At 67.5% G+C, this 13,782-nt stretch carries 17 protein-coding genes; 10 read left to right on the top strand and 7 right to left on the bottom strand.

Annotated elements, in window-relative coordinates; genetic code table 11:
• The first annotated feature begins 2 nt into the window (after positions 1-2).
• Positions 3-722 (top strand): hypothetical protein, encoded by a 720-nt coding sequence (locus ACS5NL_RS17285; RefSeq protein ID WP_439355134.1) that lies wholly within the window; start codon positions 3-5, stop codon positions 720-722.
• Positions 723-775: 53 nt separating this feature from the next.
• Here ACS5NL_RS17285 and ACS5NL_RS17290 read toward each other — a convergent pair whose 3' ends face one another.
• On the bottom strand, positions 776-1,063 hold the full coding sequence (locus ACS5NL_RS17290) for a hypothetical protein (protein ID WP_439355135.1): 288 nt from the start codon (positions 1,061-1,063) through the stop codon (positions 776-778).
• A 116-nt stretch (positions 1,064-1,179) separates the two neighbouring features.
• Between ACS5NL_RS17290 and ACS5NL_RS17295 the strand changes: the two genes are divergently transcribed.
• Genes ACS5NL_RS17295 through ACS5NL_RS17305 form a run of 3 tightly spaced genes read left to right on the top strand, consistent with a single transcriptional unit; the run spans position 1,180 to position 2,792 of the window.
• Positions 1,180-1,812 (top strand): hypothetical protein, encoded by a 633-nt coding sequence (locus ACS5NL_RS17295; protein ID WP_439355136.1) that lies wholly within the window; start codon positions 1,180-1,182, stop codon positions 1,810-1,812.
• Between the two features lie 24 nt (positions 1,813-1,836).
• Positions 1,837-2,223, top strand: a complete 387-nt coding sequence (locus ACS5NL_RS17300) for a DOPA 4,5-dioxygenase family protein (RefSeq protein ID WP_439355137.1) — start codon at positions 1,837-1,839, stop codon at positions 2,221-2,223.
• A gap of 14 nt (positions 2,224-2,237) precedes the next feature.
• Positions 2,238-2,792: a GNAT family N-acetyltransferase gene (locus ACS5NL_RS17305; protein WP_439355138.1), complete on the top strand. Its 555-nt coding sequence runs from the start codon at positions 2,238-2,240 to the stop codon at positions 2,790-2,792.
• An 18-nt stretch (positions 2,793-2,810) separates the two neighbouring features.
• On the opposite strand, the gene ACS5NL_RS17310 is transcribed toward ACS5NL_RS17305, so the two are convergent.
• The 4 genes from ACS5NL_RS17310 to ACS5NL_RS17325 all read right to left on the bottom strand — a co-directional run bounded on the left by ACS5NL_RS17310 (position 2,811) and on the right by ACS5NL_RS17325 (position 4,901).
• A complete protein-coding gene (locus ACS5NL_RS17310; protein WP_439355139.1) occupies positions 2,811-3,773 on the bottom strand; it encodes a VgrG-related protein in 963 nt (320 codons plus the stop codon).
• A 48-nt stretch (positions 3,774-3,821) separates the two neighbouring features.
• Entirely contained in the window at positions 3,822-4,226 is a 405-nt protein-coding gene (locus ACS5NL_RS17315; RefSeq protein WP_439355140.1) for a lysozyme inhibitor LprI family protein, read from the bottom strand.
• A gap of 64 nt (positions 4,227-4,290) precedes the next feature.
• Positions 4,291-4,671, bottom strand: a complete 381-nt coding sequence (locus ACS5NL_RS17320) for a tautomerase family protein (RefSeq protein ID WP_439355141.1) — start codon at positions 4,669-4,671, stop codon at positions 4,291-4,293.
• Positions 4,672-4,691: 20 nt separating this feature from the next.
• Positions 4,692-4,901: a hypothetical protein gene (locus ACS5NL_RS17325; protein WP_439355142.1), complete on the bottom strand. Its 210-nt coding sequence runs from the start codon at positions 4,899-4,901 to the stop codon at positions 4,692-4,694.
• A 115-nt stretch (positions 4,902-5,016) separates the two neighbouring features.
• Here ACS5NL_RS17325 and ACS5NL_RS17330 point away from each other — a divergent pair, with 115 nt between their 5' ends.
• Positions 5,017-5,922: a LysR family transcriptional regulator gene (locus ACS5NL_RS17330; protein WP_439355143.1), complete on the top strand. Its 906-nt coding sequence runs from the start codon at positions 5,017-5,019 to the stop codon at positions 5,920-5,922.
• 10 nt (positions 5,923-5,932) lie between these two features.
• Here the strand turns inward: ACS5NL_RS17330 and ACS5NL_RS17335 are convergent, their stop codons facing one another.
• Together ACS5NL_RS17335 and ACS5NL_RS17340 are read right to left on the bottom strand one after the other, a co-directional pair.
• Positions 5,933-6,361 carry a hypothetical protein gene (locus tag ACS5NL_RS17335; protein WP_439355144.1) on the bottom strand — a complete coding sequence of 143 codons (429 nt, stop codon included), beginning with the start codon at positions 6,359-6,361 and terminating at the stop codon, positions 5,933-5,935.
• Positions 6,362-6,475: 114 nt separating this feature from the next.
• The gene (locus tag ACS5NL_RS17340; RefSeq protein ID WP_439355145.1) at positions 6,476-7,411 is read right to left on the bottom strand and encodes a M14 family metallopeptidase; all 936 of its coding nucleotides are present in this window, start codon (positions 7,409-7,411) and stop codon (positions 6,476-6,478) included.
• 37 nt (positions 7,412-7,448) lie between these two features.
• On the opposite strand from ACS5NL_RS17340, the gene ACS5NL_RS17345 reads away from it, so the two are divergent.
• The 5 genes from ACS5NL_RS17345 (at position 7,449) to ACS5NL_RS17365 (ending at position 13,751) form a co-directional block, all read left to right on the top strand.
• Entirely contained in the window at positions 7,449-7,766 is a 318-nt protein-coding gene (locus tag ACS5NL_RS17345; RefSeq protein WP_439355146.1) for a DUF2322 family protein, read from the top strand.
• Positions 7,767-8,008: 242 nt separating this feature from the next.
• Entirely contained in the window at positions 8,009-9,139 is a 1,131-nt protein-coding gene (gene asd, locus ACS5NL_RS17350) for an aspartate-semialdehyde dehydrogenase (protein ID WP_439355147.1), read from the top strand.
• Positions 9,140-9,400: 261 nt separating this feature from the next.
• Entirely contained in the window at positions 9,401-12,124 is a 2,724-nt protein-coding gene (locus tag ACS5NL_RS17355) for a FimV/HubP family polar landmark protein (RefSeq protein ID WP_439355148.1), read from the top strand.
• A gap of 68 nt (positions 12,125-12,192) precedes the next feature.
• Positions 12,193-12,972 carry a tRNA pseudouridine(38-40) synthase TruA gene (truA, locus tag ACS5NL_RS17360; RefSeq protein WP_439355149.1) on the top strand — a complete coding sequence of 260 codons (780 nt, stop codon included), beginning with the start codon at positions 12,193-12,195 and terminating at the stop codon, positions 12,970-12,972.
• Positions 12,973-13,073: 101 nt separating this feature from the next.
• Positions 13,074-13,751, top strand: coding sequence for a phosphoribosylanthranilate isomerase (locus ACS5NL_RS17365; protein WP_439355150.1), 678 nt, complete (start codon positions 13,074-13,076; stop codon positions 13,749-13,751).
• Positions 13,752-13,782 lie beyond the last annotated feature (31 nt).

A 13,782-nucleotide genomic window follows, 5' to 3' on the forward strand; every position in this document is an offset into this window, starting at 1 on the left:
CCATGCAAGCCAAACTGAACATGCAACTGCTCAACACCCACTCGCACGACAGCGGCGCCCTGGGCCCGCTGGCGATGGTGGTCCATTCCTTCTCCCAGCCCGGGCACTACAGCGGTCTGGTGCTGCGGCACGGCCGGCCGGTCGGCGAGATCGCGTTTGTCGTGGACGAAAAGTCCGAGGCCATGCAGCTGGACATCGACCTGTCCGCCAGCGGTCCGCGGGGCGCCAGCGCGGCGACCGACTGTGGTTGCCACGGTCAGGCAGGTGCCACGGCGTCGGTCTCCCCGAAAGGCCATGTGCTGTTCCACGCCAGTACCGGCGGCGGCTACGCGGTCACGGTGACCCACGCCGATGGCAAGCCGGTGTTCGACAGCACGCGGCTGGAGAACGGCGACCTGTTCGCGGTCTCGCTGCTGGAGCCGACCGCCTACCGGCTGGAGAACAGCCTGAGCGGGGCCAAGGGCGGCATCGCGGTGTCGTTCGACGAAGAGATCGCCCGCCGCATCCGTTCGCTGGAGACGGTGTACGTCGACGTGCAGGGCAAGAAGTTCTCGAGCGGAAAGATCGCCCTGGCCTCGACGCAGGGTCTGGTGTTTCGCGTCAAGGACCCGTCGCGCATCGTGATCACCCGGGAGAAACCGGAACCCACGCCACGCGGCAAGCCCGGCCTGCGCTGGCAGAAACCGGCGCAGACGCCCGGGCCTACGGCCAGCGCGCGCTGACGACCGCAGGACCGGCCGGTGGACGGTGAGGGGCGCTGCGCGGCCGAGGCCGCTCAGTTCTCCCACTGCACCACCGGCCCCAGCTTGCGCTCGGCCAGGAACACCGCCTCGCGCAACGACAGAGCGACGCCCCCGTCGTGCCAGAACTCGTGCAGGCCGGGCGGGTGGTAGCGGATGTAGAAGCACTCGGCGGCCTGGTCGGCAGCGAGTTCGGGCGGGTCTTCGGGGTCGTGCGTGCCGAACAGCGTGTGGTGGTGCACGATGCGCACCGGGCAGGCCGTGAGACCACCGAAGAACCAATGGCCCTGCTTGATGGCTGGCAGCCGGTCGACTTCGCTCATGTGGTGGGTTCCCGCAAACACGCTGGTGACGTTGGCAAATGCTAAGGCGCAGAAGGGGAAAGGATCAAGACCGACAACCCTTGGCAGAGAATGGCTGGAACCTTCACGAGCGCACCATGACCACCCGCCATCGCCAGTCCGCCGACGCACCATCCGACGAAGCCGCCGACCCGTCGCCGATCGGTCAGGCCATCCTGTCGCTGATCGGCAAGCTGCCCGCGTCCAGGGAGCCCCGGAGCCGCCAGCCGGCGCAAGACGCGCGCCGCAAGGCCAATGGCGCCGCTGCGAAAGCGGCGCTGGCCGCAGGAGCGCTGGCGTTGCCACCGGGCGTGGTCGGCTGGCTGACGATCCTTCCGGAAATGATGGGGGTCTGGAAGATCCAGAAGCAGCTGGTGGCCGACATCGCGGCGATCTACGGCAAGCAGGCGACGCTGACGCCGGAGCAGGTCGTGTACTGCCTGTTCCAGCACACGGCGGCGCAGGGTGTGCGCGATCTGGTGGCGCGCGTGGGCGAGCGCGCGCTGGTGCGCAAGGCCTCGCCGCTGCTGATCCGCAACATCGCGCGCCGCATCGGCGCGAAGCTGGCGCAACGGGCTGCGGGCAAGGGCATGGCGCGCTGGGTGCCGGTGATCGGCGCGGTGGGCATGGGCGCCTATGCCTATGTCGACACCGCGCAGGTCGCGGCGACGGCGATCGATCTGTTCGAGGGCGTGATCGAGGTCGAAGCGGTCGAGGTCGACGTGCGCTGAACCGATCGTGGGAACATACGAACCATGACCACGCCCACCGACACTCCCTCGACGACCGTGCCCCGCATCCACGGCTACCACGCCCACGTCTACTTCAACGCCGACACGCTCGCGCAGGCGCGCGCCCTGTGCGAAGCGGCCGCCGCCCGCTTTCCGCTCAAGATGGGGAGGGTGCATGAAAAGCCAGTGGGGCCGCACCCGGACTGGAGCTGCCAGCTGGCCTTCAAGGCGGCCCTGTTCGCCGAGGTAATCCCTTGGCTGCTCCTGAACCGCCAGGGACTGGTCGTGTTCATCCACCCGATCACCGGGCAGGACCTGATCGACCACCGCGACCGCGCCATGTGGATGGGCGATGTGCGGCCGCTGGACCTGAGCGTGCTGCCCGAAGCGTCGGTCGAGTACGACCTCTGAGCCACCGCCGCGCCATGGTGAGCTCCCCGATCCCGACCCTCGAATCCGAGCGGCTGATCCTGCGCCCGTTCCGCCCATCGGACTTCGAGCCGATGGCGGCGTTTTTCGCCGACCCGGTGTCGGCCTACTACGGCGGCCCCTGCGGGCGCGAAGACGCGTGGCGCAAGTTCGCGGTGTACTCGGGCCACTGGCTGCTGCGCGGCTACGGGCCCTGGGCGCTGGAAGACAAGGCCTCCGGCCGGTACGTCGGCCTCACCGGCCTCTGGTACCCCGAGGGCTGGGCCGAACCGGAAATCACCTGGGCGCTGGTGCCGGGTGCCCACGGCAAGGGCTACGCCACCGAAGGCGCGCGCCGCGCACTGCAGGCCGCCTACGAAGACTTCGGCTGGACCACGGCGGTCAGCGTGGTGTCGGTGCACAACCCGGCCTCACAGGCGGTGGCGCAGCGGCTGGGCGCAACCCTCGAGCGCGAGATCACCTACCGCCACGGGCAGGCGAATCTGTACCGGCACCTGGGGCTGGCGCAGCTGATCTCGGATGGATGCATTGGCGACCGGCAGACGTCCTGAACGGACCTGCCACCAGTCTCAACGGCTCAAAGCAGATTCAGCCATCTCGCGCGTGGGTGCCGCCGTGGCAGTTGGTGTCGGCTGTTCTGGCGAAGCCTGCGGCGCCTGCAGGGCGTCCGCCACCTTGAATTCGGTGACCTGTCCGCTGTCGTGGCGCATGGCAATGGTCGACGCGTCCTTGCTGACCAGGAACCCCCTGGGTTCAACCTTGCCGGACTGCTCCTGCACGTGTCGCAAGGCCGCCTGCCCCAGGGTATCGATTTGTTCGGCCGTCAGGCCGCTGGCTGCGAGCCGCTCGCCCGTCTGCTCCTTGAACTGCCTGAGCGTGTCCTGCTGCTCTGACGGCAGCGACGCGGTCTTTTCCGGCACCTTGTCACCGCCGTAGCTGCGGGCGAGCTCCAGCAGGTCCTGCTTCTCGTTGGCCGCCCGCTTGAGCAGGCCAGGCCACAAGGTCGGAGAACTCGCAAACAGCGTGCTGTTGTGATCGCGCTTGTAGTCCTGAACCGCCGAGACGATGTCGGCATCGGACAGCGTGGTCACGTCTTTGCCGGCCAGCGCGCCGGTGACGACGCCCTTGGTCAGGCCACGGTACTGCACCGAGGTGGACCAGAGCATGTCCTGCACCGCCGCACCGCGCTGGCTCAGGTCGATGCCGGCGCCCTGCAGGCGCCCCATCTGCACGTCGTAGAACTTGTGCTGGATGAAGTCGTGCTGCGCCGCATGAAAACCCTTCGGGTCGGCGCTGGCCAGCGCTTCCCATTTTTCGCTAAAGGCTTTGGTGCCCGGTGTCAGTTTTTTGAACTCAGCACCAACGGCGGGGTTGTACTGCAGGAACTCCTGCACCGCGCCCTTGCTTGTCGAAAGCTGGTAGGAGCCATATGAAACGCCACCGTTGTCTCCCTTCCCATCCGAAATGCTGCCCGGCCCGCGTCCGCCGGTTTCATGTTTTGACGATGTCTGACCCAGCGTCCAATCCGACATGAGTGATCCTTCCCTGATGATTTTTGAAGTTTTCGGCAAGCCCTACCGTCATCGCGAAAGATTCTTGAGAGACGCCCAGTGCTCCAGTAGAGCGGCCCGCCGGGTAGCCCCCTCCAGATAGCAGCTCTGCACAATCAGAGACACCATGCTTCCATCGGCCACCTTGGCGTGGAAATCGCAGGTGGACTTGCGTGATTTGAGCCAGTCTCGCTGGGATGCCTTGAGTGCAGCCTTGTCTTTGCCAGGCAAGGCCGCCATCAAGGCCCGGTAAGACTCGTTCAACCGCTTGTCCTGCACATCAAGCTCGGCACTACCGCAGTTGAGCATCTCCACTGTGACGCCACCCGATTTGTCGACACATGCGGTATAGGCCGGGGTGTACTTGGGCTCCTCGGCGTGCGCAGCGCCACAGAGCAACACGGCCAGCGCAGCGGCCAACGGACGAACGTTCATGAAAACTCCCTGAAAACAGTCAGACCGCGTTTATACGACGGCGACCGGCCCTGCCTGACAGCAGTTACACGTGCAACTGCCGCCCGCCGCCGAAGCTCCAGTTCTCCCAGGCGGTCTCCTGCAGCACCACCATCACCTGCTCGGTGTCGATGCCGAGGTCGGCCAAGCGCCGCATCAGGTCGGTGAGCAATGCCCGCTTGACCTTCACGCTGCGGCCGATCGACCAGAGGATTTCGATCAGCAGCGCGTCGGCGGTGCGCGGGCGGGCCAGGTCCGGGTAGGTCGGGTCGATGTGCACGTCGCCCGGGTCGAGCGTGAAGACCCGCTGGAAGCGGTCCGTTTCCGGCACGCCGGCCTGCACCAGCGCGGCGTGGATGGCATCGAGCACGGCGGCCTTGTACACGGCCGGCCGGCGCTGTCTCAGGGTCAGGGTGACGAGAGGCATGGCGACATCTCCTTTCGGCGTCAGGCAGCGGCGCGGCGGTCCAGCCGGGCCTGCAGCCGGCGCGCGCTGCGGCTCAGGCGCGCGCTGGCACCCTGCTGGACCCGGGCCCAGGCGGCGTCGGCGCCGCGCCAGAAGTCGTTGATGGCGTCGCGGCGGTCGCCTTCGGCCTGGCAAAGCGCGGCAGCATGCTGATGGGCACGGATGAGGGTGTCGAGGCGGTCGGGTGTCATGGCGGGCTCCGGTGGTTGGTTGGCGGTGACTGCACTTTCCCAGCAAAGCCAAACCTCGGAAACCACAATCAAGGACAATTGGTTTTGCATTTACCGCAACACCAAGGAGTCCGCGATGAACCTGGACCTGGACGAAGCCGCCCTCTTCCTGCGCGTGGCCGAACTCGGCTCGCTCTCGGCCGCGGCGCGCGAGCGCAACGCGCCGGTGAGCCAGGTCTCGCGCTCGCTGGCGCGGCTGGAGGCGCGCTGCGGTGTGCGGCTGATGCACCGGACGACGCACGGCCTGAGCCTGACCGACGAGGGCGATACCTTTGCGGCCCACGCACGGCGGCTGGTCGACACGCGCGACGAACTGGCCGCGGCGCTGCACATCAAGCGCGGCGGCCCCAGCGGCTGGGTGCGGCTGGCGGTGAGCCCGGTGCTGGCCGAGGCGGTGATCGCGCCGAGCCTGCCGTCGCTCTACGACAAATACCCGCAGTTGCAGGTCGAGGTGATGGCCGACGACCGGCTGCACGACATGGCGCGCGACGGTGTGGACATCGCAATCCGCACCGGCTCACCTGCGGGCGACAACCTGGTGGCGCGTCCGATGGCCGAACACGGGCGGCGGCTGTTCGCCTCGCCGGCCTACCTGCAGCGCTTCGGCATTCCGCAACACCCGGACGATCTGGCGCAACACCGTCTGATCACCAGCAGCGCCAGCCCCATGCTCAACCGCTGGCCCTGGTCGACCAAGGCAGGTCAGCCCAGGGACAGCGTGTACGTCGCCCGGGGCCACACGCGCAGCGACAACACGTCATTGACGCTGGCGCTGGTGCTGCAGGGCGTGGGCATTGCGCGGCTGAACGACGTCGCGAGCCACCGCCATCTCGCCAACGGCGAACTGGTGGCGGTGCTCGACGACTGGTTCGACCGCAGCCGGGTGCCGATCTACGCGGTGATGCTGCCCGAGCGCCACCGCCTGCCCAAGATCCGGGCCTGCATCGAACACTGGTCGGTGTGGATGCAGGGCAAGGTCTGAGGCGGGGTCGTCAGATCTCTCCCGCCCCATCGGCGTCGACGCCGCCCGGGTCGGACAGAAAGAGACCCGGCATGTGGGTCACGTCCTGCCCCAGATCGAGCACCGCTTTCACGCTCCCGGGTTCGTCCACGATCGCCAGCCCCTCTTCGTCCAGCCGGTAGACCGGCGCGGGCACGGCCAGCCCGCCGGCGGAAGGGTGCCAGGGCGAGGCAGTGACATCGCCGTGCTCGCGCTCCCAGCGCGCCAGGGCGTGCGCCGCCCAGCCCAGCACGGGCACGTAGGTCAGAGCAACCCGTCCCGTCGAACGCTCCAGATCCTGCAAGGACGCCAGGTCGGGGACCTGGCAGTACAGCTGTGTGAGACGGCCTTCGTGGTGGACGCGGGCCAAGGGCAGAGCACGGCTGGGAAAAACATCGTCGAATGGTTTCGTGTTGGTCATCACCGAACCACTCTACGCCCCTGGCAAGGCGGTGCAAGGCTCCGTTGCCGCCGAACCAAAACCCGATCAACCCAGTGTTGTATTGGCCTTACAGCTCTGTAAAAAGGAGCACAGTCACTGATCACCCCGGAGGACATATTCGATGGCCGCGCAGACCGCCGCCACCTGCGCCGCATCGCATTGCGCCGGCGTCGCGCGCGGACTGTCCGGGTAGACCTCGGTGGTGGTCGTGTAGCGAGCGCCCGTGATGCTGGTGCACAGACCCAGCTCTCTCAGCGGGTAGCAGATCACACCGCGCGTCTCCTGCGGCGCGTCAAGGATGTGGCCGCGTGCGTCGGCGGGTGCGATGTGCGTCACCCGCTCCACCGCCGTGATGATGGCTTCCTGAAATGCCGGTTGCGGGTTCTCGGTGTCGTCGACCAGATAGAAACCGTCGGGAATGGTGCAGGGCTCAAACACCTCGCCGTCGCGCGCCGACTTGGCCGGCCGGAACTCCGACTCGTCGGTGTCGGTGGTTTCATGCAGGTCGATGTGCGCGGCGAACTGCCCCTTCAGCGGCGCCACCAGCCGCATCAGCGCCGCCGATTCCTGTGCCGGACTCGGTTCACGGAACGAACGGTTGGGGTCGATCGCATCGTGGTTCCAGCGCTGGATGCGTTCGTAGGCCCAGGGGCTGACGCAAGGCGCGACCAGCAGGTTGAGCTGCCCTTCGTAGGTCTGCGCATGCAGGTCGAGAAAACGCAAGGCGCCGTGCACGCCACTGGTTTCGTAACCATGCACGCCACCAGTGACGAGCACGACCGGCCGGCCGGGCACCCAGTCGCGGTTGCGCAGCACCGGCAACGGGTAGCGTTCGTCGCCATACGCCACCTCGCCATAGCTTTGCACATCGAAGCGTGCGCGCAGCCGCTCGATCGGCTGCATCACATCTTCCGCATGGCTGCGCTGGCGCCGCTGGGCCGCACCCCATTGCGTCACCTCGGCCGGCCCCCAGGGCTGTCCGGGGGTGCCGATGGGGTAGGAAGAACGGTGTGCAGTGTGTGATGTCATGGGCGTTGGGTGAATGGGAGCAGCGACAATGCCGCCCATGAATTTTGCAGAACGCCTCAAGACCCTGCCTTCCGTCGCCCACCTCGCCTCGCTGGACCTGCTGGACAGCAGCGGCCAGGTGATCGCCACCCTGCACAACAAGCCCGGACAGGCCGGCTCGCTGGCCGTCTATCACGCGCTGGCGCAACAGCACGGTGGCCGGATCACGCCCGCCGCCGCGGCGCTGGGCCTGCAGTGGTACGCCGAGCACACCACCGATGCGGCCGCGCATCCGGGCAAGCACCCGAACATCGACCGTCTCGTCGACTGGTCCCAAGGTTCGGCGTCTTACCTGGTGCGACCACACAACGCCTGACCAACGGTCAGATTGGCGTCAAGGGCCGTGCACTACAATCGCGGGCTATGTTTGTCGCCAGCCCGTTTCTCCTGAACAAAGCACCCGCCGCCATGGCCGGTGTGGCCGTGCGCGCAATCACCATCAAAACCACGACCATTAAGGGCTGACCCAGCCTGGTTCGTCGTGCGCCCTCCCCGGCCTGACGAGCCGGGCAAGTCGGTCCGGTCTGGACTGTTTATTCACTTGAAAGGGCAATCTCAATGAGCAAGTTGGTTGGTCTGGTCGGCTGGCGTGGCATGGTCGGCTCCGTGTTGATGGATCGCATGGTCGAAGAAAAAGACTTCGACCTGATCGAGCCGCTGTTCTTCTCCACCTCGAACGCCGGCGGCAAGGCCCCCGTCATGGCCAAGAACGAGACCACGCTGCAGGACGCGAACAACATCGACGCCCTCAAGCGCTGCGAGATCATCATCACCGCCCAGGGCGGTGACTACACCAACGAGGTCTACCCCAAGCTGCGCGCTGCCGGCTGGAACGGCCACTGGATCGACGCCGCCTCCGCCCTGCGCATGGAAAAGGACGCCGTCATCATCCTCGACCCGGTCAACATGCCGGTGATCAAGAACGCGCTGGCCAAGGGCGGCAAGGAATGGATCGGCGGCAATTGCACCGTCAGCTGCATGCTGATGGGCGTGGGCGCGCTGTACAAGGCAGGTCTGGTCGAGTGGATGTCCACCCAGACTTACCAGGCCGCGTCCGGCGGCGGCGCCCAGCACATGCGCGAACTGCTGACGCAGTACGGCACGCTGAACGCCGAAGTGAAGGCCCTGCTGGACGACCCCAAGAGCGCCATCCTGGAAATCGACCGCAAGGTGATCGCCAAGCAGCGCGCCCTGACCGGCGCCGAGACCGCCAACTTCGGCGTGCCGCTGGGCGGCAGCCTGATCCCCTGGATCGACAAGGACCTGGGCAACGGCATGTCCAAGGAAGAATGGAAGGGCATGGCCGAGACCAACAAGATCCTGGGTCTGGGCGAAGGCTTCGGCACCTCGGCCATCCCGGTCGACGGTTTCTGCGTGCGCGTGGGCGCGATGCGCTGCCACAGCCAGGCCCTGACCTTCAAGCTCAAGAAGGACGTGCCCGTGGCCGACATCGAAGCCATGATCGCCGCCGACAACCCCTGGGCCAAGGTGGTGCCGAACACCCGCGAAGCGACCATCAAGGACCTGACGCCCGTGGCCGTGACCGGCACCATGACCATCCCGGTCGGCCGCATCCGCAAGCTGGCCATGGGTCCGGAATACGTGGGTGCGTTCACCATCGGCGACCAGTTGCTGTGGGGCGCCGCCGAGCCGCTGCGCCGCATGCTGCGCATCCTGCTCGACGCCTGACACTACTTCTTACCTACTTTCACAACAAAGCCGGCCTTGAGCCGGCTTTGTCGTTGTGAGGCCGCAACGACAAAGCCGCCCATCAACCGACCAAAGGTCGCCCGGGAAACTCAAGCGGATTCTCAGCTTGTCACCGTAATACGTTGATGTTAAGGTCAATTCTCGGATTTTTACGTCGAGGTTCATGTGCCCAATTCCACCCGCCACACCCCCTTGTTCGGGACCCAGACAGCTCCCGTTGATGCCGGAAGGCGAGGCGCAATGAGGTTACAGACCGTGGCCGCGGCCGCGCTGCTGTGCGCCAGCCTGATGCACCACGGAGACGCCGCTGCTCTCGCGCTGGGTCGCGTCGCGGTGCAGTCCGCGCTGGGTGAGCCCCTGCGCGCCGAGGTCGATGTGCTGGAGATGACCCCAGAAGAAGCGGGCAGCCTGCGCGTGGGACTGGCGCCCGTCGATGCGTTCCGTGCTGCCGGCATGGAATTCAATGGTGCCCTCAGCGGCTTGCAGGTGACCCTGCAGCGCCGCCCCGACGGTCGCCCTTATCTGAGCCTGGTGGGCTCGCGCGCGGTGACGGAGCCGTTCGTGGACATGGTGCTCGAAGCCAACTGGGCTTCCGGCAAGCTGGTGCGGGACTACACCCTGCTGCTGGATCCGCCCAAGATTGCGGCCCCGGCACCGGCGCCTCTCAATGCCGCGGTGGCCCGCGCGCCCGCTCCGGCAGCAACCGCTCCGGCGGCCGCAGCGCCCGCAGCCGCTCCAGTGACGGCACCGGAAGCCGCCAACCGCCCGGCCACCCGTACGGCCAGACCCGCAGCGGCGCCCAAGGCCGAACCGGCTGCGGCGCCTGCCACCAAACCCGCAGAAAAACCAGCCGCCGAAGAAGGCGATCGCAAGCAGGTGCGTGTCAAGGTGGGTGAAACGGCCGGTCGCATCGCCGCCAACAACCTGCCGTCCAACGCCTCGCTGGACCAGATGCTGGTGGCCATGCTCCGGTCCAATCCCAAGGCCTTCATCGGCGGCAACGTCAACCGCATCAAGGCGGGCGCCATTCTGGACCTGCCGACCGACGGCTCCTCCACGGGTGTCACCGCCCCTGAAGCGCGCCGCATCGTGGCCGCACAGAGCCGCGATTTCAATGATTTCCGTCGCCGCCTGGCTGGCGCCGTGCCCGCTGCCGGTGTGTCCGCGGCCGACCGTCAGGTCAGTGGCAAGGTACAGACCGAAGTCGAAGACAAGAAACCCGCACCGGCCACCCAGGACAAGCTCACGCTGTCCAAGGGCACCGCAGGCCAGAACGCCAAAGAAGAAAAGATCGCGAATGAGCGGCAGGCCAAGGAGTCCTCGACCCGGGTCGCCGAGATCTCGCGCAACATCAACGACCTCTCCAAGCTGACGCCTCCCGCACCCGCTGGATCGGCCACGGCCCCCGCCAAACCGGCCGCTGGCGCCACCACCCCCGCAGTGGCGGTCGGTGCCCCGGCTGCCGCTCCTGCCCCAGCCGCAGCCGCAGCACCCAAGGCTGCAGCGACGCCCGCCCCAGTTGCCGCACCCGCTCCAGCTCCGGCGCCTGCTACCCCGGCGGCAACGCCTGCCGCGCCGGCACCCGCAGCGGCGGCCGCGGCTGCACCGACGCCAGCCCCCGCGCCCGCCGCAGCGGCGCCCGCACCGGCTGCAGAAGCCCCGGCGCCGGCCGCTGCACCCACGCCAGCACCCGAGCCAGCGCCGAAGAAACCGGTGGTCGTGCCGCCCGCGCCGCAACCCGAGGAGCCGTCCTTCATCAGCCAGCTGACGGAGAACCCGCTGGTGCTGCCGGGTGCCGGCGTGCTGCTGGCCCTGCTGGGTGGCTTCGGCTTCTACCGCCTGCGCCAGAAGAAAAAAGGCAACGGCGTCGACAGCTCGTTCCTGGAAAGCCGTCTGCAACCCGACTCCTTCTTCGGCTCCAGCGGCGGCCAGCGCATCGACACCAACGAAGCCCCGGCATCGGGTTCGTCGATGGTCTACTCCCCCAGCCAGCTCGACGCAGCCGGTGACGTGGACCCGGTGGCCGAAGCGGATGTGTACCTGGCCTATGGCCGCGATCTGCAGGCCGAGGAAATCCTCAAGGAAGCGATGCGCAGCGCGCCCACCCGCGTGGCCATCCACAACAAGCTGCTGGAAATCTACGCCAAGCGCCGCGACGCCAAGGCCTTCGAGGTGGTGGCCACCGAGGCCTACGGTCTGACGCAGGGTCAGGGCCCCGAGTGGGAGCACGCCTGCCAGCTCGGCAAGGACCTGGACCCCGAGAACCCGATGTACCAGCCGGGCGGTGCCCCCGCCGCACGCGCCGGCATGCCGGTGCCGGTGGGCGGTGGTGCGCCCAACACGGTGCCGTTCGGCAGCAGCACGCTGGGCCAGAACACCAAGCCCGGCGAAGACGGCGATCTGGATCTGGATCTGGACTTCATCGAAGAGTCGTCCCGGGCACCGCTGGCCAGCGCGACCGGTGTGGCGGATCAGCCGCCGGTGTCGGCCATGGACGACCTGTCCCAGACCGACGCCCTGACGTCCAAGCCGGTCGATCTGGGCCCGCCAGCGTCGCGCCCGATGGACTTTGATCTGGACTTCCCGTCCGACCCGATGCCGCTGACGCCGGAACCTGTCGCCCAGGCCAGCTCCACCTTCGACGATGGCGAGGTACTGCCCGACTTCGACCTGTCGGCCCCTTCCGAACCCGCGCCGGCCGAGCCATCCAAGGCCGGGGACCTGATGTCTTTCGACCTGGGTGACCTGAGCCTGGATCTGAACAAGCCGTCTGCCACGGACGCACCGAACGCCGACGGAACACTGGGTTCCGAAAGCCCGCTGGAAACCAAGCTGTCTCTGGCCGAAGAGTTCCGTGCCATCGGTGACCTCGAAGGTGCCCGCTCGCTGGCCGAAGAGGTGCTGGCCGAGGCCAGCGGTGCGCTGAAGACCAAGGCCACGGCCTTCCTGGCCGATCTGGCCTGATCGATCCGAGCCCCTTGACCGACCTGGATCTGGAACACGCCCCCCGGCCCTCACGGGTTGGGGGGCGTGTGGCTTTGGGCGTCAGCTACAACGGCTGCGCCTACGACGGCTGGCAGAGCCAGCCCAGCGGCAACACCGTGCAGGACAAGCTGGAGCGCGCACTGGCGCGCTTTCTGGACGCGCCCGCGGTCAACACGCTGTGCGCCGGCCGCACCGACGCGGGCGTGCATGGCCTGATGCAGGTGGTGCACTTCGACAGTGTGCTGGAGCGGCCCGACAACGCCTGGGTGCGCGGCACCAACAGCTTTCTTCCGCCCGACATCGCGGTGCAATGGGCGCGCCACGTACCGCCCGGTTTTCATGCGCGGGCCGCGGCCACTTCGCGCCGCTACGCCTACGTGCTGCTCGAATCGCCAGTGCGACCCAGCGTCGACCATGGCCAGGTGGGCTGGGTGTTCCGGCCTCTCGACCAACTGGCGATGGAGCAGGCCGCCAGCGTCCTGCTCGGCGAGCACGATTTCACCTCGTTCCGCGCATCGTCCTGCCAGGCCCACAGCCCCGTCAAGGACATGCGCCGCATCGAAATCGCCCGCCGTGGCGCCTACTGGCGCTTCGAGTTCGAGGCCTCGGCCTTCCTGCACCACATGATCCGCAACATCATGGGCTGCCTGATCGCCATCGGCAGCGGCAACCGCCCTGCGCCTTGGATGGCCGAGGTGCTGGCCGCAAAAAGCCGGGACGCCGCAGCACCCACCTTTGCCCCCGATGGCCTGTACTTCCTCGGGCCGGTCTACGATCCGTCGTGGAACATCCCGGAACGCACGCCCGCCTTCGACTGGTTGCCTTGATGCCCACCCCCGCGCCGCCTGCGGCGTCACCCCCACAAGGGGCGACACTGGCGGCCCGGCAGAGCCGGTTCCGCGGTGTCCTTGATCCAGCCACTTCGCCGATGAAACCTCTTCGCACCCGTATCAAGATCTGCGGCCTCACGCGCGAGGCCGATGTGGACGCCGCCGTGCAGGCCGGTGCCGACGCCGTCGGCTTCGTGCTCTATCCGCACAGCCCGCGTTTTGTCAGCCCGGAGCGGGCCGGCGAACTCGCTCGCCGCCTGCCTCCTTTTGTGACGCCGGTGCTGCTGTTCGTGAACGCCAGCCCGGAGTTCATCGAACAGGGCGTAGCGGCGGTGCCCAATGCCTTGCTGCAGTTTCACGGCGACGAAACACCCGCCGACTGCGCCGTTGCCGGGCGTCCGTTCCTCCGCGCGGCGCGCATTCCCCCCGGGCCTGCCGGCGCGGGCTTCGATCTCCTAAAATACGCGTCTGACTTCGCTGCGGCCCAGGCCATCCTGCTCGACGCCCACGTCGAGGGTTATGGCGGCGGCGGTCAATCCTTCGACTGGAACGCTTTCCCTTGGTCACATCCGCTACTAAACGCCAGCTCTCGCCTCGTTTTGTCTGGTGGACTCAAGCCTGCAAACGTGACCGATGGCATTCGCCTCGTGCGGCCCTGGGCCGTTGACGTGAGTTCCGGCGTCGAGGTGTCGAAAGGCATCAAGGACGCCGACAAGATCCACGCCTTCGTCGCCGCCGTGCGTGCGGCCGACACCCCGTCATCCCGTCCGAGCTGAACCCGCCGCAGGGTCGCTCGGGCCACAGCAT

This window comes from Hydrogenophaga sedimenti, assembly GCF_051857515.1.
Taxonomy (GTDB): Bacteria; Pseudomonadota; Gammaproteobacteria; order Burkholderiales; family Burkholderiaceae_C; genus Hydrogenophaga.

Excerpts from the sequence above, each read along its gene's own strand:
- ACS5NL_RS17285 (WP_439355134.1), top strand. The coding sequence starts at position 3 with ATGCAAGCCAAACTGAACATGCAACTGCTCAACACCCACTCGCACGAC.
- ACS5NL_RS17290 (WP_439355135.1), bottom strand. The coding sequence starts at position 1,063 with ATGAGCGAAGTCGACCGGCTGCCAGCCATCAAGCAGGGCCATTGGTTC.
- ACS5NL_RS17295 (WP_439355136.1), top strand. The coding sequence starts at position 1,180 with ATGACCACCCGCCATCGCCAGTCCGCCGACGCACCATCCGACGAAGCC.
- ACS5NL_RS17300 (WP_439355137.1), top strand. The coding sequence starts at position 1,837 with ATGACCACGCCCACCGACACTCCCTCGACGACCGTGCCCCGCATCCAC.
- ACS5NL_RS17305 (WP_439355138.1), top strand. The coding sequence starts at position 2,238 with ATGGTGAGCTCCCCGATCCCGACCCTCGAATCCGAGCGGCTGATCCTG.
- ACS5NL_RS17310 (WP_439355139.1), bottom strand. The coding sequence starts at position 3,773 with ATGTCGGATTGGACGCTGGGTCAGACATCGTCAAAACATGAAACCGGC.
- ACS5NL_RS17315 (WP_439355140.1), bottom strand. The coding sequence starts at position 4,226 with ATGAACGTTCGTCCGTTGGCCGCTGCGCTGGCCGTGTTGCTCTGTGGC.
- ACS5NL_RS17320 (WP_439355141.1), bottom strand. The coding sequence starts at position 4,671 with ATGCCTCTCGTCACCCTGACCCTGAGACAGCGCCGGCCGGCCGTGTAC.
- ACS5NL_RS17325 (WP_439355142.1), bottom strand. The coding sequence starts at position 4,901 with ATGACACCCGACCGCCTCGACACCCTCATCCGTGCCCATCAGCATGCT.
- ACS5NL_RS17330 (WP_439355143.1), top strand. The coding sequence starts at position 5,017 with ATGAACCTGGACCTGGACGAAGCCGCCCTCTTCCTGCGCGTGGCCGAA.
- ACS5NL_RS17335 (WP_439355144.1), bottom strand. The coding sequence starts at position 6,361 with ATGACCAACACGAAACCATTCGACGATGTTTTTCCCAGCCGTGCTCTG.
- ACS5NL_RS17340 (WP_439355145.1), bottom strand. The coding sequence starts at position 7,411 with ATGACATCACACACTGCACACCGTTCTTCCTACCCCATCGGCACCCCC.
- ACS5NL_RS17345 (WP_439355146.1), top strand. The coding sequence starts at position 7,449 with ATGAATTTTGCAGAACGCCTCAAGACCCTGCCTTCCGTCGCCCACCTC.
- asd (WP_439355147.1), top strand. The coding sequence starts at position 8,009 with ATGAGCAAGTTGGTTGGTCTGGTCGGCTGGCGTGGCATGGTCGGCTCC.
- ACS5NL_RS17355 (WP_439355148.1), top strand. The coding sequence starts at position 9,401 with ATGAGGTTACAGACCGTGGCCGCGGCCGCGCTGCTGTGCGCCAGCCTG.
- ACS5NL_RS17365 (WP_439355150.1), top strand. The coding sequence starts at position 13,074 with ATGAAACCTCTTCGCACCCGTATCAAGATCTGCGGCCTCACGCGCGAG.